Annotated in this window: 21 protein-coding genes and 1 tRNA gene; 14 read left to right on the top strand and 8 right to left on the bottom strand. The window is 61.6% G+C overall.

From position 1 onward, the window contains the following. Positions 1-9: 9 nt before the first annotated feature. The 4 genes from E9677_RS22260 to E9677_RS22245 form a co-directional block, all read right to left on the bottom strand. On the bottom strand, positions 10-924 hold the full coding sequence (locus tag E9677_RS22260; protein ID WP_136560249.1) for an alpha/beta hydrolase: 915 nt from the start codon (positions 922-924) through the stop codon (positions 10-12). A gap of 238 nt (positions 925-1,162) precedes the next feature. Next, entirely contained in the window at positions 1,163-2,254 is a 1,092-nt protein-coding gene (locus tag E9677_RS22255; protein ID WP_136560248.1) for a DUF1176 domain-containing protein, read from the bottom strand. A gap of 123 nt (positions 2,255-2,377) precedes the next feature. Then, positions 2,378-2,815, bottom strand: a complete 438-nt coding sequence (locus tag E9677_RS22250; RefSeq protein WP_136560247.1) for a DUF1489 family protein — start codon at positions 2,813-2,815, stop codon at positions 2,378-2,380. A 260-nt stretch (positions 2,816-3,075) separates the two neighbouring features. Then, positions 3,076-4,476 carry an L-serine ammonia-lyase gene (locus E9677_RS22245; RefSeq protein WP_136560246.1) on the bottom strand — a complete coding sequence of 467 codons (1,401 nt, stop codon included), beginning with the start codon at positions 4,474-4,476 and terminating at the stop codon, positions 3,076-3,078. Between the two features lie 595 nt (positions 4,477-5,071). On the opposite strand from E9677_RS22245, the gene E9677_RS22240 reads away from it, so the two are divergent. The 3 genes from E9677_RS22240 (at position 5,072) to E9677_RS22230 (ending at position 7,338) form a co-directional block, all read left to right on the top strand. Further along, positions 5,072-5,764 (top strand): DUF599 domain-containing protein, encoded by a 693-nt coding sequence (locus E9677_RS22240; protein WP_136560245.1) that lies wholly within the window; start codon positions 5,072-5,074, stop codon positions 5,762-5,764. A 108-nt stretch (positions 5,765-5,872) separates the two neighbouring features. Continuing rightward, positions 5,873-6,847, top strand: coding sequence for a heparan-alpha-glucosaminide N-acetyltransferase (locus tag E9677_RS22235; RefSeq protein ID WP_235883069.1), 975 nt, complete (start codon positions 5,873-5,875; stop codon positions 6,845-6,847). Between the two features lie 14 nt (positions 6,848-6,861). Next, the gene (locus tag E9677_RS22230; protein ID WP_136560243.1) at positions 6,862-7,338 is read left to right on the top strand and encodes a methyltransferase family protein; all 477 of its coding nucleotides are present in this window, start codon (positions 6,862-6,864) and stop codon (positions 7,336-7,338) included. Positions 7,339-7,366: 28 nt separating this feature from the next. On the opposite strand, the gene E9677_RS22225 is transcribed toward E9677_RS22230, so the two are convergent. Beyond that, positions 7,367-7,759 (bottom strand): MerR family transcriptional regulator, encoded by a 393-nt coding sequence (locus tag E9677_RS22225; RefSeq protein ID WP_040299962.1) that lies wholly within the window; start codon positions 7,757-7,759, stop codon positions 7,367-7,369. A 108-nt stretch (positions 7,760-7,867) separates the two neighbouring features. Next, entirely contained in the window at positions 7,868-9,280 is a 1,413-nt protein-coding gene (gene mgtE / locus E9677_RS22220) for a magnesium transporter (protein WP_136560242.1), read from the bottom strand. A gap of 183 nt (positions 9,281-9,463) precedes the next feature. On the opposite strand from mgtE, the gene E9677_RS22215 reads away from it, so the two are divergent. Both E9677_RS22215 and E9677_RS22210 read left to right on the top strand, forming a co-directional pair. After that, on the top strand, positions 9,464-9,958 hold the full coding sequence (locus tag E9677_RS22215) for a peptide deformylase (protein ID WP_136560241.1): 495 nt from the start codon (positions 9,464-9,466) through the stop codon (positions 9,956-9,958). A 67-nt stretch (positions 9,959-10,025) separates the two neighbouring features. Further along, positions 10,026-10,526, top strand: coding sequence for a BON domain-containing protein (locus E9677_RS22210; protein WP_136560240.1), 501 nt, complete (start codon positions 10,026-10,028; stop codon positions 10,524-10,526). Between the two features lie 55 nt (positions 10,527-10,581). Here the strand turns inward: E9677_RS22210 and E9677_RS22205 are convergent. Further along, positions 10,582-10,666: transfer RNA gene (locus E9677_RS22205), tRNA-Leu, on the bottom strand. A 214-nt stretch (positions 10,667-10,880) separates the two neighbouring features. On the opposite strand from E9677_RS22205, the gene lipB reads away from it, so the two are divergent. Continuing rightward, positions 10,881-11,597 (top strand): lipoyl(octanoyl) transferase LipB, encoded by a 717-nt coding sequence (gene lipB, locus E9677_RS22200; RefSeq protein WP_136560239.1) that lies wholly within the window; start codon positions 10,881-10,883, stop codon positions 11,595-11,597. A 10-nt stretch (positions 11,598-11,607) separates the two neighbouring features. On the opposite strand, the gene E9677_RS22195 is transcribed toward lipB, so the two are convergent. Continuing rightward, complete coding sequence (locus E9677_RS22195; RefSeq protein WP_136560238.1) at positions 11,608-12,045, bottom strand: helix-turn-helix domain-containing protein; 438 nt, start codon at positions 12,043-12,045, stop codon at positions 11,608-11,610. Between the two features lie 279 nt (positions 12,046-12,324). Between E9677_RS22195 and E9677_RS22190 the strand changes: the two genes are divergently transcribed. The 8 genes from E9677_RS22190 to E9677_RS22155 all read left to right on the top strand — a co-directional run bounded on the left by E9677_RS22190 (position 12,325) and on the right by E9677_RS22155 (position 18,030). After that, positions 12,325-13,257 (top strand): DMT family transporter, encoded by a 933-nt coding sequence (locus E9677_RS22190; protein WP_136560237.1) that lies wholly within the window; start codon positions 12,325-12,327, stop codon positions 13,255-13,257. A 103-nt stretch (positions 13,258-13,360) separates the two neighbouring features. Next, on the top strand, positions 13,361-14,632 hold the full coding sequence (locus E9677_RS22185) for a zinc metalloprotease (RefSeq protein ID WP_136560236.1): 1,272 nt from the start codon (positions 13,361-13,363) through the stop codon (positions 14,630-14,632). Positions 14,633-14,691: 59 nt separating this feature from the next. Continuing rightward, positions 14,692-15,309 (top strand): GNAT family N-acetyltransferase, encoded by a 618-nt coding sequence (locus tag E9677_RS22180; RefSeq protein WP_136560235.1) that lies wholly within the window; start codon positions 14,692-14,694, stop codon positions 15,307-15,309. Between the two features lie 101 nt (positions 15,310-15,410). Further along, the gene (locus tag E9677_RS22175) at positions 15,411-16,538 is read left to right on the top strand and encodes an S-(hydroxymethyl)glutathione dehydrogenase/class III alcohol dehydrogenase (protein WP_136560234.1); all 1,128 of its coding nucleotides are present in this window, start codon (positions 15,411-15,413) and stop codon (positions 16,536-16,538) included. Continuing rightward, entirely contained in the window at positions 16,535-16,993 is a 459-nt protein-coding gene (locus E9677_RS22170; protein ID WP_235883068.1) for a GNAT family N-acetyltransferase, read from the top strand. Before E9677_RS22175 ends, E9677_RS22170 begins: the two co-directional genes overlap by 4 nt. Before the next feature lie 63 nt (positions 16,994-17,056). Beyond that, positions 17,057-17,356: a BrnT family toxin gene (locus E9677_RS22165; protein ID WP_235883075.1), complete on the top strand. Its 300-nt coding sequence runs from the start codon at positions 17,057-17,059 to the stop codon at positions 17,354-17,356. Next, positions 17,322-17,579, top strand: coding sequence for a BrnA antitoxin family protein (locus E9677_RS22160; RefSeq protein WP_136560233.1), 258 nt, complete (start codon positions 17,322-17,324; stop codon positions 17,577-17,579). The genes E9677_RS22165 and E9677_RS22160 overlap by 35 nt, the downstream gene beginning before the upstream one ends. Positions 17,580-17,583: 4 nt before the next feature. Next, positions 17,584-18,030, top strand: coding sequence for a YaiI/YqxD family protein (locus tag E9677_RS22155; protein ID WP_136560232.1), 447 nt, complete (start codon positions 17,584-17,586; stop codon positions 18,028-18,030). Positions 18,031-18,048 lie beyond the last annotated feature (18 nt).

The raw sequence follows: 18,048 nt of genomic DNA, 5'->3' as shown, positions 1-18,048 counted from the left end.
GCCTTGCCTTCAGTCCTGCGCGGCAAAACGGGAGACAGCCGCGCAGAGCGCCGCAAATCCGACGCGTGCGCCTTCGCTCATGTGACGGGCTCTGAGCCAGGCATGCACCATCTGAGGCTCCTCCCGGAACCAGACCTCCACGCCGGCTTCGGCCAGACGGCTCGCATAGGCGCGGCCGTCGTCGCGCAATGGGTCGAAGTGGGCGACCGTGATGAAGGCCGGCGGCAGTCCGGCCAATGACTGCGCCAACAGCGGATGGGCGATTCCGCTGTCGGCGGGTGCCTGCAACACGGTTCGATAATAGGCGACGTCCGATGTCGAGAGGCCCGGCGCCTCTGCCATCTCGCCATAGGAGCCCGAGACGAGATCGCCGCCGAGGGCCGGATAGACAAGCGCCTGCCCGACGATACCACTCAGGCCCTCGGCCAGCGCCCGAAGCGCCAGTCCAGCGACAAGATTGCCACCGGCACTGTCGCCGATCAACACCAGCTTGCGCCCACCTCCGAGCAGGGATGTCAGCACTGTGAAGGTGTCGTCATGCGCTGCCGGCCAGATATGCTCCGGCGCGAGCCGATAATCCACCGAGACCAGTTCCGCCCCGGCATGGTCTGCGAGTTCCGCACAGATTGCATGGTGGCTGTCGAGCGATCCCACGACGAAGCCGCCGCCGTGGATGTAGTAGAGGACGGTCTCGGTCCGGACCTCCGCCGGTCGATACCAACGGACCGGGACGCAGTCCACGATCATGACGTCCTCCGTCACGATCCCCGCCGGCAACGCCCGGTCGAAATGGGCACACAGCGCATCATACCAGCGTCTCTGCTGCGCAATCGGCGCCCCAACCGCATCGTCGGGATAAAATTCGGAACAGATCTTCAGGAATTGACGGATCTCTGGCTCCGCCGGCATGAGAGATTGGGGCATGTCGTGCTTCCACCATCGCGCGAAGACCCGAAGCCTCGTGGCGACTTGTTTCGAATATCAAACAGCTGAAGTCTTCAGATCAGACCTACGGCACATAGTCGAGGCTCGTTGACAAGCTGCGTATCGATCGCGGGTCCCTTCGCCGCCCGTGTCGTGGTCTGGCTCAAGCCGACTGCGTGCCACCGATCGGACCGCATGCACGACCGTGAGTTCTGCGGGGGCCGCGCCCTCGCTCACGTCATTCGCCGGCGCTGAATTGCAGGGGCCAGGATGACGGTTCGCTTTGCACGCCATCGCAGGCGATCTTCTCTCGATACTCCATCAGCTGAAACTCGAAAGTTTCGCCCGGCGCATCCATCAGGCGGAAGACCCGGTAGACGCCGCAGTCGCCTTCGGTCCGCCCGACTTCTGTCGTCACGAAGAGCCCGCGAGAAGGCAGCACTTCGGGGTTCATCATCTGCGCATTGTTCTCGCCCTCCAGGGCCGGCGGATTGGGCAGGCTGAGCATGGTGGCCCAATCGCCTGGCGGATCCTGCGTGATTGCAAAGATGCTGGTGCCCTGATAGGCGCCCAGGAAACACGGCACCTCCCAGAGAATGAAGCTCTCGGCCAGCGCATAGCGCTGCCCGGGATAGGCCAGTATCTCCGGCTCACTGCACTGGTCGGGCGCATAGGTCGCGATTTCGTTGCGCACCGGAGCCGGTACCTCGCTGGCAGCAGTCAGAAGCACGGCCGGCCCGAGCGACAGCCCATCCGGGCCTGCATAGGAAGATGCGGGAGCCGAGGGCGACGGCATCGACGCCACTGGCGGTTGTTCAGCCGGCGCAGGCGGCGCTTCGCTCGATGAGACGGACGACGGCCCGGGGCATCCGATCACGCCCTTGGCGCCGGCAACGAAGGGCGGCAGGTCCTCTCGGACGACCGTCACCTGCGCCTTGGCAATCGTCTGCAGCGAGCCAGTGACGACCGCCTCCTCGATCCGAACGAGTACATGCGTCGCGTGGTCGGCACTGGAATACAATCGATAGCCCAGCTGCGGCGGTGGATCGAAATCGCCGCGGGCACTCTCGCTGAGCGCGATGCGCTCCTTGCCGATCTCGATCATCGCCTTTGTCGGCATGCCGTTCTCATCATATGGCATGTAGATGAGGTAGGCATACTGGTCCGTTTCGGGGTCTCGGTTGCTTTGCCAGAAGGCGAGATGGCAGGTGCTCAAGCCTCCCTCGATCTCGTGTCTACCGAACAGCTTCAGATCAATGGAGGCATTGTCCGCGACAACCGGAAGCGGCGCGGTGACGGCCAAGGCCAACGCGAAAAATGGCAGTTTCAATGACGGCATGTTTCCCCCGGACCCCGATCGGCTTGCTGCCCCTATGACAGCGCGACCCACCCGAAAATCAGGGTATCTTCAGATAGGCGGTCCCACAAGCCGGAACGTCGGCCAACCCTGACGTCACAGCAGTCCGAGTTCGGCCAGCTCGCGCTTCAGGTCGTCGGGCATATCCTCGATATTGGCGCCGGAGGCAGAGAGATCGCGGGGAGCGACATCGGCATCGAGATAACGCCAGCCCTGGAACGGTCGACGCGGCGCCGGTGCCACCTCGATGACTTCGGGGCCGAGGATCAATTCGCAGCACGAGATACCATCGCCGCCGGTGAAGGTCTTGATGTCGATCAGCTTCTGGCGAGCGGACAACTGGCCCTTGATGATCCAGTAGAGCGAGCCGCCGTCGAGCAGCTCTTCCACGCGCTTCGGCACCATGCGGGTGACATGCGTGGAATGCGGCTCAAGGCCCGCCGCGACCGCCACGAGGCAGCGCTCGGCGACCCAGTCGCGCAGGTCGTCGATGGAGTCGGCTCCGACGCAGAGCTTGAGGAGATGCAGTGCCATGACACCGGAGATAACCTGTCCCCGCGGCGGGTCAAGGGCACGGGTGTCGCAGGCGGCGGTTGCTCAACAGTTTCGACGTGTTTGGCCGCACCGTCATCCTCGGGCTTGTCCCGAGGATCCGCCGAGGGTGAGCAAGCATGGAGGCGTTGCGAAGGAGAAGGCACCCAAGGTCGCGCATTTCGATGCGGCAGTAGATCCTCGGGACAAGCCCGAGGCTGACGACGAGACGTGTCAGGACAGGAGCACAGCCCCTGCCCGCATCAACATTCGACGACGTTGACGGCCAACCCTCCGAGCGAGGTTTCCTTGTATTTCTCGTTCATGTCGTTGCCGGTCTGACGCATCGTCTCGATACAGGCGTCGAGCGGGACGAAATGCACGCCGTCGCCTTTCAGCGCCAACGAGGCGGCGGTGACGGCCTTGACGGCGCCAAGCGCGTTGCGTTCGATGCAGGGCACCTGGACGAGGCCGGCGACGGGGTCGCAGGTCATGCCGAGATGATGCTCGAGCGCGATTTCCGCGGCATTCTCGATCTGCTCCGGCGTGCCACCCATGACGGCGGCGAGACCCGCAGCGGCCATGGCGGATGCCGAGCCGACTTCGCCCTGACAGCCGACCTCGGCGCCGGAGATCGAGGCATTGTGCTTGATGATGCCGCCAATGGCGGCAGCCGTCAGCAGATAGTCGCGAATCCCCTCCTGATCGGCATCGGGGTGGAAATGCAGGTAGTAGCGCACGGTGGCGGGCACGACGCCGGCGGCACCATTGGTCGGCGAGGTCACGACGCGGCCGCCGGCCGCATTCTCCTCATTGACCGCCATGGCATAGACGGAGAGCCAGTCATTGGCGAGCACCGGATTGAGGCGGTTTGAACGCCATTCTTCCTGCAGCTGGTCGTGGATCGACTTGGCGCGGCGACGGACTTTCAGGCCACCCGGAAGCTGACCTTCCTGACGCAGGCCACGGTCGATGCAGCTCAGCATGGCATCCCAGATCCGGTCGAGACCCGCATCGAGATCCTCCCGAGATCGCACAACCTCTTCATTCGCCCGCTTCATCTGGGCAATGGTCAGGCCGGACGACGCGGCCATGGCGAGCATTTCCTTCGCCGAAGCGAAGGGATAGGGCACCTTGTGGTTGGACGCCTGCTTCTTCTGCTTCTGCAGCGCGAGAAGCTCGGTGTCGGTCACGACGAAACCACCACCGATCGAATAGTAGATCTGGGTGAGCAGGACCCGGCCGTCCTTGTCGAGTGCGGATAGCCGCATGCCATTGGCGTGGCCAGACAGTGGGGTCTTCTTGTCGTAGACGAGATCGTCCTTGGGCTGAAAGAAATAGGCGGGATGGCCGGGCGGCGTGACGCGGCCTGATCGTTCGACCTCGGCGATGATGCCCTCCATGCGATCGGGATCGATGCTATCGGGCGCTTCGCCCATCAAGCCGATGATCACGGCATTGCCGGTGCCGTGGCCGATACCGGTATAGGCGAGTGAGCCATGCAGGCTGGCCTTCAGCGCTGCGACATGCGCGCCGGCCGGGCGCGGCCACTGGTCGGAAAGGATGAGGTCGAGAAACCGGTTGGCCGCTGTCATCGGTCCCATGGTGTGGGAGCTCGAGGGGCCGACGCCGATCTTGAAAACGTCGAAAACCGAAAGAAACATGGGGCTCCTCGCATGCGGGACTGAAAGCGCAAAGGCTAGAGCATCGCCTAACACGAATGCGCATCGCAATCGACATCGGCTTTCATGGCCGCGACATGACCGTCGCATGGCACAGATGGTGCGCGACACCCCGAAACGCAAACAGCGCGGTCGATGACCGCGCTGTTTGCAAAATCCGTTTAATATGGGCTGTCAAACCGCGCCGAAGAGATAAGCCAGGCAGAGAACGCCGGCAAATCCTACCAAAGCACGGATAGTAACGCCCCAGCACGACGGCTGAACATTGCCTTCCATGGATACTCCAAGCGTGACCACTCATTCGTGGAAAGCCGTCCCCCGACCGCTTTCTGCCGAGATGTCTATTAAAATCCTGCGCCTTTCGCAATTGCAAAAATGGCAAAAGCAAGGCGTATTTCGCGCATCAGACATGCGCTCTGCGCATGGATGTGTTATATTTCAATGGGATGCAGGTTGAACCCGTTGCTAACGACATGCCCCATTTCGACCCAAAGTCTTAGAGCTGGTTAATTTCCGTTGTGGGACACCGCTGCTCAAGGATAATGCGTGACAAGAAGTGCTCGCAGGAATCGCAGCCATGACCATGACGGACTACATCGCCCTCGCCCTCTTCATCCTCCTTTGGCTCGCCTATGCGCGAATCACTGGCAACCAGGTGATCTGGCAAAGGACCAGCCTGACCAAGGCCATGGCCGAGCGCCGACGTGAATGGATCCTCAATTCCATGAAGCGCGACCTGAAGATGATCGACACGCAGATCATGGGCGGGCTGCAGAACGGCACGGCCTTCTTTGCCTCGACCACGATCTTCGCCATCGGCGGCTGCTTCGCGCTGCTCGGCGCAACGGAACAGGTCGATGCTATCCTCAGGGACATACCCTTCATCGTGCAGGGCGGACGGGCGATCTTCGAATTGAAGGTTTGCGGGCTGATCGGCCTCTTCGCCTATTCCTTCTTCAAGTTCGGCTGGTCCTACCGGCTGTTCAACTATTGCACCATTCTCTTCGGCGCGATCCCCATGATGGACGAAGCGAAGGCCGACCCGGCGCGTGCCATGGAAGCGGCCGAGCGCACGATCCGCATGAACATCATAGCCGCCAGTCACTTCAACATGGGGCTGCGCGCCATCTTCTATTCGATCGGTTATCTCGGCTGGTTCGTCAGCCCCTGGATCTTCATGATCGCCACGGTGCTCGTCTTCATCGTGCTGCTGCGCCGCCAGTTTTTCTCCGAAGCCAGGCTTGCCCTCCTGAACACGCGCGATACCTGAAAGCAGGACATGCGAGACGGGCCTTGAATTTGCCGCCTTTGGCAGCGACCGCCGACCCATGACCCACGCTGCTTGTCTGCAGTCGGTGGAGACGTGAAGGAAGACTGCGTGGCAGAGCAAACCGAGCCCCATACCCCTCCCAGCCGCCCGCGCCTGCCCGCCCTCGATGCGGCGCGCGGCCTCGCGCTCATCGCGATGGCGACCTATCATTTTAGCTGGGATCTCGAATTTTTCGGCTACCTGGAACCCGGCACGTCGACGCAAGGCTTTCTGCGGATTTATGCCCGTCTGATCGCCTCGACATTCCTCTTCCTCGCCGGCTTCAGCCTCGTACTCGCCCAGTACCCGAAGCTCAAGCTCGAGCCCTTCCTGCGCAGGCTCGGCGTCATCGTTGCAGCCGCCGCCGCAATTTCGGTCGCGACCTACTGGTTTACGCCCGATAGCTGGATCTTCTTCGGCATCCTGCATGCGATCGCGCTGTCGAGCGTCATCGGCCTTCTCTTCCTCAAGGCCCCGCCGATCGTCACACTGGTCACCGCCGCGGTTGCCTTCGCGCTGCCGACAGTCTTGCGCTCGCCGAGCTTCGATGCGCCCTATTTCTGGTTTCTAGGGCTTTCGGAAACGCTTCCGCGCTCCAACGACTATGTGCCGCTGCTGCCCTGGATCGGTGCACTGCTGACCGGTATCGCCTTGGCACGCTTCCTCGTCGATCGCGAAAGGCTCGGCTGGATCGCCAGGCTGCCGGCGGGTCCCAAATGGCTGCGCTGGGGCGGCCGCCATTCGCTGACCGTCTATCTGCTGCATCAGCCAGTGCTGATTGCGGGTCTTTATCTCGCGAGTTACGTCGTTCCGCCGCCTGCCGTGGATCCGGTCGCATCCTACATCGGAAGCTGCCAGGCGAGCTGTGCCGAACAAGGTAACGAAGCGGGCCTGTGCGAGCGCTTCTGCGGCTGCACTCTCGAGCGCCTGCAGGCGGAGAACCTCTTTGCGCCCCTCCAGTCTGGCGCAATATTGCCGGATCAGGATGCACGCATCCAGACGCTGGCCAACGAATGCACATTACGGAGTCAGTCAGCGCCGTAAGGGGGAGTTCTTCAATGAATGCCTACCGCGCGAAGCCTCTGAAATATCCCTGGCCCCCGATGCTCTATCTCGTGAGCATCCTGACCGCCATGCTGGCCGGCCGGATCGCGGCACTAGCGCCGATCCCCTCGCCCAACGGCTTCCTGTTGCCCTCCATCGGCTTGGCCATCGGGCTTGCCGCATTGACGCTCGATATCTGGGCCGTGCGCACGCTGATGGAAAGGCAGACGCCGGTTCTCGACAGCCGCTGCGCCCGCCACCTCGTGACCTGCGGTCCCTTCCGCTTCAGCCGCAACCCGATTTATTTCGCCTATACGCTATTCACCGTCGCGCTCGGCCTGATCTCGGGCAATAGCTGGTTTTTCGTCGCGGCACTTGTCTCACTCGCTGCAACGCGTCTGATCGCGATCCCCAGAGAAGAACGCCATCTCGAAGCCCGCTTCGGATTCGATTACGAAAGCTACCGAAGACGGACGCGGCGCTGGATCTGATTCGGACGGGAAAGGGGCTGGCTGGGCGTCAGGTGCCGACGCCGATTTCGACCAGGCGGGTGAGACAGGCTTCTTCGGCCTGGTCCAGTTCGGACAGGGTCTCGTCGATGTCGCGGCGCTTCTGGCGAAGCTCATCGCGCTTCTCGTCGATCTTCTTCATCATCAGCTTGAGCTGACCGATCTCGCCCGGCGGCTCCTTGTAGACATGGACGATCTCGCGGATTTCGGCGATCGTGAAGCCGATACGGCGACCGCGCAGGATTTCCTGCAGGAAGCGACGGTCGGCGGCGCGGTAGAGGCGCGTGCGACCGCGGCGTTCGGGATGCAGCAGACCCTCGTCCTCGTAGAAACGCAGGGTGCGCGTCGAGACACCAAATTCACGCGTGAGCTCTGTTATGCTATAGTATTTCTTCACGGCCATCCGATCCTGTATCGAAACGCATGATATTGACTTTTACGTACAAGTCAATTTTTCGCCCTTCCGAAGGATATGGCCTATACCGTCACTGTTCCCGCGCCAGGCCACGCGTCACATGAACCACCAGGTGGCGAGACCGAGGAAGGCGAAGAAGCCGGTTATGTCGGTGACCGTCGTGACGAAGACGGCGGAGGCAACGGCCGGATCAGCCCCGAATCGGTCGAGCGCCAGTGGAATGAGGATGCCGGCGATGGCAGCAGCCATCATGTTGATCAGCATGGCAGTCGCGATGATGCCGCCGATACTGATATCCTGGAACCAGAAACCGGCCACGACACCGATCGAAATGCCGAAGACCACGCCATTCAGCAGGCCGACCCCCGCTTCACGCCGCACGACGCGGAACGCGTTGTGAATGTCGAGATTGCGGGTGGCGAGCGCCCGAACGGTCACTGTCATGGTCTGCGATCCGGCATTACCGCCCATGCCCGCCACGATCGGCATCAGGACCGCGAGCGCCACGATCTGCTCGATCGTCGCCTCGAACAGCGAGATGACCGAGGCCGCGAGGAAAGCCGTGACCAGATTGACCGCAAGCCACGGCACGCGCGACCGCGAGGTCTCGGCAATGCTGTCGGACAGTTCTTCGTCACCGACGCCGCCGAGGCGCAAAAGGTCTTCCTCCGCCTCTTCCTGGATGACGTCGACCACGTCGTCGATAGTCAGCACGCCGACCAGCCGCTCGTTTTCATCAACGACAGCGGCGGACAGAAGATCATACTGCTCGAAGAGCTGAGCCGCCTCTTCCTGATCCATTTCGGCCGGAATCGGGTGGTTGGTCTCATGCATGATCGTTTCGATCTTCACCTGGCGCTTGGTGCGCAGGATCCGGTCGAGATTGACGACGCCGAGCAGCTTGAAGGTCGGATCGATGACGAAGATCTGGGTGAAGCTCTCCGGCAGATCTTCCTCGTCGCGCATGTAGTCGATCGTCTGGCCGACCGTCCAGAACGGCGGCACGGCGACGAATTCCGTCTGCATGCGCCGGCCGGCCGAGCTTTCCGGATAATCGAGCGCGCGGCGCAGACGCACCCGCTCGGTAAACGGCAATTGCGCGAGGATCTCCTCGCGGTCATCGTCGTCGAGGTCTTCGAGAATGTAGACGGCATCGTCCGAATCGAGATCGCCGATGGCAGCGGCGATCTGCGCGTTGGGCATCTGGTCGACGATCTGCATGCGGATCGCTTCGTCGACCTCGGTCAGCGCCGTCATGTCGAAATCGGAACCGAGCAGGCGGATCATCGCCAGCCGTTGGTCGGGCTGTATCGCCTCGATCAGGTGACCGAGTTCCGATTCGTGCAGCTTGGCGACATGCTGGCGCAGAAAGATCACGTCGCGATCGGCAATCGCCGCACCGACCATGGTCAGGAAGTCGTGGCGGATCGAGCCTTCCTCGTCATAAATGTCGGCCTGCTGCCCCTCTGGCGCAGCGCGGTCGCGACCATCGTCGTCGATCTCACCCATGACCTGCCCTCGCCTCTGGTACCCAATGCTTCGAAGTCCGGAGAATGGCCGCAAAAACCCTCAAGTCAACAAGCAGATAGCGGAAAATCAGCTGGATCTGTTCAAAGGCTAAGGCTTCCTGCTAGCGTGTCCCTTGAGCCACAGCCGGCCATCCGCCCGCCCCATGAAAGAACGAGAATTACCGTGACCCGCCTGATCATATGCCGCTATCCGGACGTCGCCCTGAAGACACCGGCTGCACCCGTCATCGATTTCGGACCCGATCTGAGAAAACTGGCCGACGATCTCTACGACACCATGAAGGCGGCCCCGGGGATAGGCATCACCGCGCCGCATTGCGGGATCGCAAAGCGCCTGACCGTCATCGAGCTTCCGGAGATCGGCGGCCGCCGCGATTACGTGAACCCGGAACTCCTCTGGATGTCGGACGAACTGATGACCCATATGGAGGGCAGCGTCTCAATGCCCGGCTTGACCGAGGATGTGACGCGGCCCAAGGCGGTCAGCATCCGTTACCAAACCCTCGACGGCACAGTGGTGGAGGAAAAGCTCGAAGGGTTTGCCGCGATCTGCATGCAGCACGAGATCGACCAGCTCGAAGGGATTTTCTGGATCCAGAAACTGTCGCGGCTGAAACGCGAACGACTGTTGAAGAAATGGGAAAAGGCAGGGCGCTGACACGCAGCTCCGAACAAAGGCCGATGCAGGGCGTTATCCGTCTCATACAGTGACGAAGGAGCCCATCATGGCCAAGGACGACCGCAAGACCGACTTCTCCACCGAAGAAGAATTCCGCGACGAGGACCAGCGCAACATCGTCGAGGGTTGGCCTTATGCCGACGGAGAAGGTGCGGCAGCCGCGCCCGTCGCAAATCGCAGCTATGGCGAGACGAGCGCCAATTTCGATCAGGAACGCAATCAGGGTTTTAGCGTCGAGGGCGTCGACGCTGACGGTTTCGAACCAGCACCGGCGGCCTCGGATCTACCGACCACCGATGGTCGCGAAAACGACGACCAGCTCGGATCGGATGTTTCGGTTGCTCTCGAAGGTTTCGACGACACGGTGCTGAACGGCCTCGACATCCATGTCGATGGCCATCTGGTAACTCTGCGCGGCGCCGTCGACACCGCCGAAGAACGGCGCGCGATCGAGCTCAAGGTACTCGGCGTCAAGGGCGTGAGTGACGTGAAGAATTTCATCACCACGCTCGGCGTGGACAGCCACATCCCGGATGACGGCGATTGAGAAGTCTTTGAATTTTCGGCAACAAAAAACCCGGCGCGAAGGCCGGGTTCTTTTTTGGTGCGGTCGAGAAGACTCGAACTTCCACGGGTTGCCCCACAGCGACCTCAACGCTGCGCGTCTACCAATTCCGCCACGACCGCATCGTGGTAGGCGCCGAATTGCTCCGGCGGGGCTGCATGTAGCAAAAGCATTCCGGGTCCACAAGCCCGCCATGACAGATTTTTGAAAATTCGTCGGAGGCAGTGGATAAGCCCTCGACAAGGCGGTGGCTGCTGCCCTTGAACTCCCGGGCTTTTCTTGCCAAATACAGGGAAAACAAGGCTTTTCGCCAATCCACAGTCGAAGGCAGATTTCATGCTCCGCACCGATCTCGACCATTCCATGCATGCCAGCGAAGACTGTCCGCCGGTGCGCTGGCGAGTCTCCGAAGGCCTCGTCGGCTATGAGCATGCCGTCGCAGAAATGGAGCTCCAGGTGGGCCTGATCGCCGATGGAAAAGCGGACGAATTGGTCTGGCTCGTGGAGCACCCTCCCCTCTATACGGCCGGTACGAGTGCCAATCAGAAGGACCTGATAGAACCAGACCGGTTTCCCGTCTTTGCGACGGGTCGCGGCGGCGAATACACCTATCACGGTCCCGGCCAGCGGGTCGCCTATGTCATGCTCGACCTGAAGCGCCGCCGCCAGGACGTGCGCGCCTATGTGGCGGCGCTCGAAGAAGTGGTGATCCGCACGCTCGAAGCCATGAACGTCAAGGGCGAGCGCCGCGAGGACCGCGTCGGTGTCTGGGTGCGCCGTCCGGAAAAGCCCACCCTGCCGGACGGCACGGTTGCTGAAGACAAGATCGCAGCACTCGGCATTCGGCTGCGGCGCTGGGTGAGTTTTCACGGGTTGTCGATCAATGTCGATCCCGACCTGGCGCATTTCACCGGCATCGTGCCCTGCGGGATCTCGGCCCATGGGGTGACGAGCCTCGTCGACCTCGGCCTGCCCGTGATGATGGCGGATGTCGACATGCGCTTGCGCGAGGCCTTCGAGGACGTCTTCGGACCGACGATCAACGAAGGCTAGCGCGGGCGGCTCAGGCGCGTCCCATCACCGGCCCGTCGAGATCGCCGGCATTGCGCCGCCGCTCGTGGCGCTCCTCATAGGTCTCGATCTGGCGGGCGATCTTGTCGATGAGACGACCGCATTCACTGTGGGCGTCGGTCAGGCGCTGAAGATCCAGCTTGAGCGCTTCGAGAGGTAGATCGCCGGTTTCCTGGATCGGACCAGACCCCACACCCGTCATCAGCCACATCGGAGAAACGCCGAGGATGCCGGCGAGATCGATGAGGCTCGAAGGGCCTGGCTCCGAACGATCGGCCTCCCAGGCGAGCAGGTTTTCCCGTTTCACACCAATGCGGTTTGCCACATCGGGAAGTGACAGGCCCGAAGCGTCACGAGCGGCCGAAAGACGACCTCCCAGCGTATCGTCGCTCGAATCGGTCATGCGGGAAAAGTCATTGCGCGCCGGCATCAGCACCTCCTGATCGTCCAGTTTCGCCGGCCCGAAGGGCGACGGTTGCTCTACTCCGATCCGTTGCATCTATATTAGCGGAGCGGAAGGTCCCGCATCTTTCCGGTGACGCCACGGACAGGCACGAAAACGCCGTCCGGCGCCCGCAGAAAGATGCAGGCAAAGAGCAGTAAACGCACGCCGCCGCAAAAGGTTCCCATTTTTCTTTTGCTTGATCGCACGGACGCGTCATGCTTGTTCACGCAGGCGCGATCGCTTTCTCCTTTCGAGTCCCACCATATGCACAACTCGTCCTCCGATCCCCTTCGCGGCATGGTTCTCATGGCGGGCTGCATGTTCGTGCTGCCGGTCATGGATGCGATCGCGAAATACATGGCGACCGTGGGCGGTATGTCGCCCGGCCAGATTACCTTCTATCGCTTCTTCTTCCAGCTCGCCTCGGTGCTGCCGGTCCTGATCGCCCTCAATGGCATGGCGGCCTTTTCCGCCAAGCGTCCCTGGGTCAACCTGCTGCGTGGAGCGATACACGGGGCAGCCAGTCTGATGTTCTTCATGGCGGTGAAATACATGCCGCTGGCGGACGTCTTCGCGATCTATTTCGTTGAACCTTTCATCCTGACGGCGATGTCGGCAGTCTTCCTCAAGGAGAAGGTCGGCTGGCGCCGCTGGCTCGCAATTGCCGTCGGCTTCAGTGGTGCCATGATCGTCATCCAGCCGAGCTATGAGGTCTTCGGCCTCACGGCCCTGCTGCCGGTCGCCTGCGCTTTCCTCTATGCGCTTTACATGTTTCTCAACCGGGCGATCGGTGAAGCCGATACACCGATGACCATGCAGACCATGGCCGGCATCGGCGGCACGCTGTTCATGGGTGCAGCCCTCATCATCGGGACCTCGGCCGGAGAGGCAGACTTCAAAATCTCGCTTCCGAACGCGGCCCTCGGTCTCGGCTTGCTGGTCCTGCTCGGCGCCATTTCCGGTTATATCCATCTTCTCGTGGTGCGAGCCTTCCGCATGGCCACCTTGTCGGTCCTGGCGCCGTTTCAATATTTCGAGATCATCGCCGCCGTGGCGCTCGGATATTTCCTCTTCGACGAATTCCCAACGCCCTCGAAATGGCTGGGAATCATGATCATCGTTGGCTCCGGGTTATTCATATTGTGGCGCGAACAGAGGCGGGCATCACCGGCGCAATCAATTGCCGAGGCAGGCTGAGACGAACGTCGAGACCGATCGAATTTTAACGGTTCCAGCCATCAAATCATAAGGCTTCTCCCCTAGTTTGGGCGCATTCAACTGCATCACCGGGAGAGGCGTCTTGGCGACATATCAGGCCGCAATCTTTCTGGCCGCCTTCAATCTGGGTCTCTTGTGGCTACTGATGGCAGCCCCCCTCGGGCGCAGGACGATCCGCATCAGCCGGATCATCCGTGAACGACCTGAAGAATTGTGGAACATCACCCGTCCCGCCGGAGACCAGACGGTCTGGCATCCGAATGTGATTGCCGTGGAACCGGTCGACGGCAAGCCCGACCTCGTGGAATTTGCCTACCGCCATCCCGATCGCCACGGACAGCCCAGCCGCCGCACCATGATCGTTGATCGCACGGCCATGACATCGGCCGGGAGCTTTTCCTGCCACCTCAGGGTCGTCGGAGACAGCACGCTCGACCAGTCTTTCTGGGAGGGTTACCAGGAGAGCCGAAAGATCGAACGAGCCCCGCTCGGCAGCCGCGTGACCTTCGAGCAGACCGACAATTTTCGCGGCCTTGCCTTCTATCTGTTCCGGCGCGTGGCGCTCGCCCGCGAGCTCTCCGCACTCCGGGACCATGTCGAGGAGAGCCCGAGATCGACGCTTCTGCATTTCGAGCATCCGGCCTGGCAGACAATGCTCGTCGTTCTCTCGACCCTTATCCTCTGGCCCTTCTTCGGCATGAATGCGCAAGGCCTGATGATCTCGATCTTTCTGACTCTTGTCATCCTGCTGCACGAACTCGGCCACATGGTCGCCTATCGCGCTTTTGGCCATGCGACGACACGCATGCTCTTCGTGCCAATGCTGGGTGGCATCGCGATCGGTGGGCGCCCCTACAATAGCCGTTTCGAGGTCGCGACCTGCGCGCTCATGGGCGCGGGTTTTTCGGCTCTGCTCGTTCCGATCCTTGTCGCGGCCCACCAATCGGCAATGGAGATTTCCCACCCGCTCGCGGCAGATGGCCCCATCCTCGTCTTTCTCGTGATCCTCGGAGCCTTCAATCTGCTGAATCTGTTGCCCACCTATCGCTTCGATGGCGGCCAGGTCTTGCGACAGGTCTTTGAAGAACAGCGTCTGCTCGCCATCACCAGCTTTCTCGTCACCGGCGGCGTGATCTGGACGGGATGGCGGATCGGGCTCGGTGCGCCATCCCTCATCGTTGGCGTCGCACTCTTCACCCTGCTCAGCATGATCCGCACGAAATCCGTGAAGCCACGCGAGGCACTGACGCCGATGAATGCGCCGGAACGGCTGATGACCGGCTTTGGCTACTATGCCGCGCTCGCCATGCATGTCTACGCCGTCGTCTATGCCTGCGACAGGCTTTTTGACTGAAGCCAGCCGCCGTCCTCCTGCCCGCTTGACAGTTCGCCGATGACGCGGTCCAAAGACGCATGGACACTGAAAACGCTCACTTGCCCGCCGGCTATTACGACGTCCCCGCGAACATGCTCGCAACGATCGTCACATGCCTCGAAATGTCTGCCAAACCCGCGCCGCGCCCGAACCCGCCCGCTGAAGGCCTGACAGTCGAGCGCTGGCCGTCACCCTCGCTCGAAGAGTATCGCGCGCTCTACCGCCGCGTCGGTGAGGACTGGCTCTGGGTCTCCCGCGCCGTCATGGACGACGACAAGCTCATGGCGATCATCCAGGATCCGGACGTGGAGATCCATGCCTTGATGCGCAACGGCGAACGGCTGGGATTGCTGGAACTCGATTTTCGCGAAGCCGGCCAATGCGAGCTTGCCTTTTTCGGTCTCGACAAGAGCCTGATCGGCTCCGGTGCCGGGCGAATCCTGATGAATGCCGCGCTCGACAAGGCCTGGGAAAAACCCATCACCCGGTTCTGGGTGCACACCTGCCATCTCGACCACCCGGCAGCGCTGGCCTTCTACCAGCGCTCCGGCTTCACGCCCTATAAGCGCATGGTCGAGATCTTCGAGGACCCGCGCCAGACCGGCCAGCTGCGGGCGGATGCCGCATCGCATTTTCCCGCGCTTCATTCAAAATAGCCGATAAAAATCAGACTATTGATAAAATCCGGATCACCCCTTGAGCCGGATGCCTCAGCCGTGCGAAAGTCCGGCCCAACGATTTGTCAGGGAGAAAAACCATGGATGTCCGCGCCGCCGTCGCCGTTCAGGCTGGGAAGCCGCTCGAGGTCATGACCGTTCAGCTGGAAGGCCCGAGGGCAGGCGAAGTGCTGATCGAGGTCAAGGCCACCGGGATCTGTCACACCGACGATTTCACCCTTTCGGGCGCCGATCCGGAAGGCCTCTTCCCGGCGATCCTCGGCCATGAGGGTGCGGGCATCGTCGTCGATGTCGGCCCGGGCGTCACCTCGGTGAAGAAGGGCGACCACGTCATTCCGCTCTACACCCCGGAATGCCGCGAATGCTATTCCTGCCTCAGCCGCAAGACCAATCTCTGCACCGCGATCCGCTCCACCCAGGGCCAGGGCCTGATGCCGGATGGCACTTCGCGCTTCTCGATCGGCAAGGACAAGATCCACCACTACATGGGCTGCTCGACCTTCGCGAACTACACGGTTCTGCCGGAGATCGCGGTCGCCAAGGTCAACCCGGACGCGCCCTTCGACAAGATCTGCTACATCGGCTGTGGCGTGACGACCGGCATCGGCGCTGTCATCAACACCGCCAAGGTCGAGATCGGTGCAACCGCGATCGTCTTCGGCCTCGGCGGCATTGGTCTTAACGTGCTGCAGGGCCTGCGCCTTGCCGGTGCCGACATGATCATCGGCGTCGACATCAATCCGGATCGCAAGGCCTGGGGCGAAAAGTTCGGCATGACGCATTTCGTCAATCCGAAGGACGTCGAGGGCGACATCGTGCCCTATCTAGTCAACATGACCAAACGCAACGGCGACCTGATCGGCGGCGCCGACTACACTTTCGACTGCACCGGCAACACCAAGGTCATGCGCCAGGCACTCGAAGCCTCGCATCGCGGCTGGGGCAAGTCGGTCATCATCGGCGTCGCGGGTGCCGGCCAGGAGATCTCGACCCGCCCCTTCCAGCTGGTCACCGGTCGCAATTGGATGGGCACCGCCTTTGGCGGCGCACGCGGCCGCACGGATGTGCCGAAGATCGTCGACTGGTACATGGACGGCAAGATCCAGATCGACCCGATGATCACCCACACCATGCCGCTCGAAGACATCAACAAGGGTTTTGACATGATGCACAAGGGCGAAAGCATCCGGGGCGTCGTGGTCTATTGAGCACGGGGCCTGCCTACATTGTCGATGTGCGGAGGCTCGAAGAGTTCTCCGCCGTCGAGCTTTACGAGATGCTCAAGCTGCGCGTTGACGTCTTCGTCGTCGAGCAGCACTGCCCTTATCCGGAACTCGACGGCAACGATATCGACTGCCTGCATCTGCGGTTGATCGATGGAGCCGATCTGCTCGCCTGTGCAAGGCTGTGGCGGCCGACGCCGGAGCATCATCCCCGCATCGGCCGTGTCGCGGTTTCGCCAAACCATCGCGGCAAGCGACTGGGCGAGGCTCTGATGCGCGAAGCAATCGCCGAGGTGGAGAAGCGGCATCCGGGAGAACCGATCGAGATTTCAGCGCAGAGCCATCTGCAGAAGTTCTACGGGTCTCTCGGCTTCGAGGTGATCTCGGAAGGGTATCTGGAGGATGAGATTCCGCACGTGGATATGCTGAGGCGGGGATAGGTATTCGCGCTGTGGAATTTGCGGCACACTGCCCCGGGGGACTCCTTGCCGGTAGGTACTTTTGTGGCTACAATTTCGTTCGAATGGGATGACGATAAGAATGCGGCGAACGTCGCCAAACACGGTCTGAGCTTCGATCGAGCTCGCCGCATATTCGACGATGTCGTAATCAGTGCGCCAGATCATCGACGTGACTATGGCGAGGCGCGGATAAACAGTATCGGCAGGATCGACGGTTTATTCGTCATCGTCGTCACACATACGGACAGGTATGGGCGCATCCGGTTGATCTCGGCCCGACCGGCCAAACGAAGAGAAAGGGAGCGTTATGCAGAAGCGCTTCGACAAAGAACTCAGCCTTGAGGAACTCGCTGACCTCGACGACGACGCAATTGATACGAGCGATATTCCTGAACTCGACGACCGTTTCTGGCAGGACGCGGTGATTGTTGAGCCAGAAGGCACGGAGCAGATCACCCTCAGGGTTAAGAAATCCGTACTGCAGGCGTTTCGCGCGACGGGCAAGGGGTATCAGACCCGCATGAATGCCGTACTCGAATCCTATGCCCGCAGCCTGAAAAAGTAAGAGTATGCCCGAAATCTATGTCGATGCTGATGCCTGCCCCGTAAAGCCGGAGATCCTGAAAGTCGCCGAGCGGCATGATCTGCCCGTCACGTTCGTCGCCAATTCCGGTCTTCGCCCCTCGCGCGATCCGATGGTCAAGAACATCATCGTCTCGGGCGCCTTCGACGCGGCCGACGATTGGATCGCCGAGCGCTGCGGCGAAGGCGATATCGTGGTCACGGCCGACGTGCCGCTTGCCGGGCGCTGCGTGGCCGCCGGTGCGCAGGTGACCGGACCGACGGGGCGGATCTTCGACAAGGCCAATATCGGCATGGCGACGGCGATGCGCGATCTCGGCGCGCATTTGCGCGAGACCGGCGAGAGCAAGGGCTACAATGCCGCCTTTTCGCCGCGGGATCGTTCGGCCTTCCTCGAAACGCTTGACAGGCTCTGCCGCCGGATCAAGAAGTGAGCCTTCGGCAAGGCCACC

This window comes from Peteryoungia rhizophila, assembly GCF_004912145.1.
In the GTDB taxonomy this organism is placed as follows: Bacteria; Pseudomonadota; Alphaproteobacteria; order Rhizobiales; family Rhizobiaceae; genus Allorhizobium; species Allorhizobium rhizophilum.
This window is presented reverse-complemented; position numbering and strand designations above follow the sequence as displayed.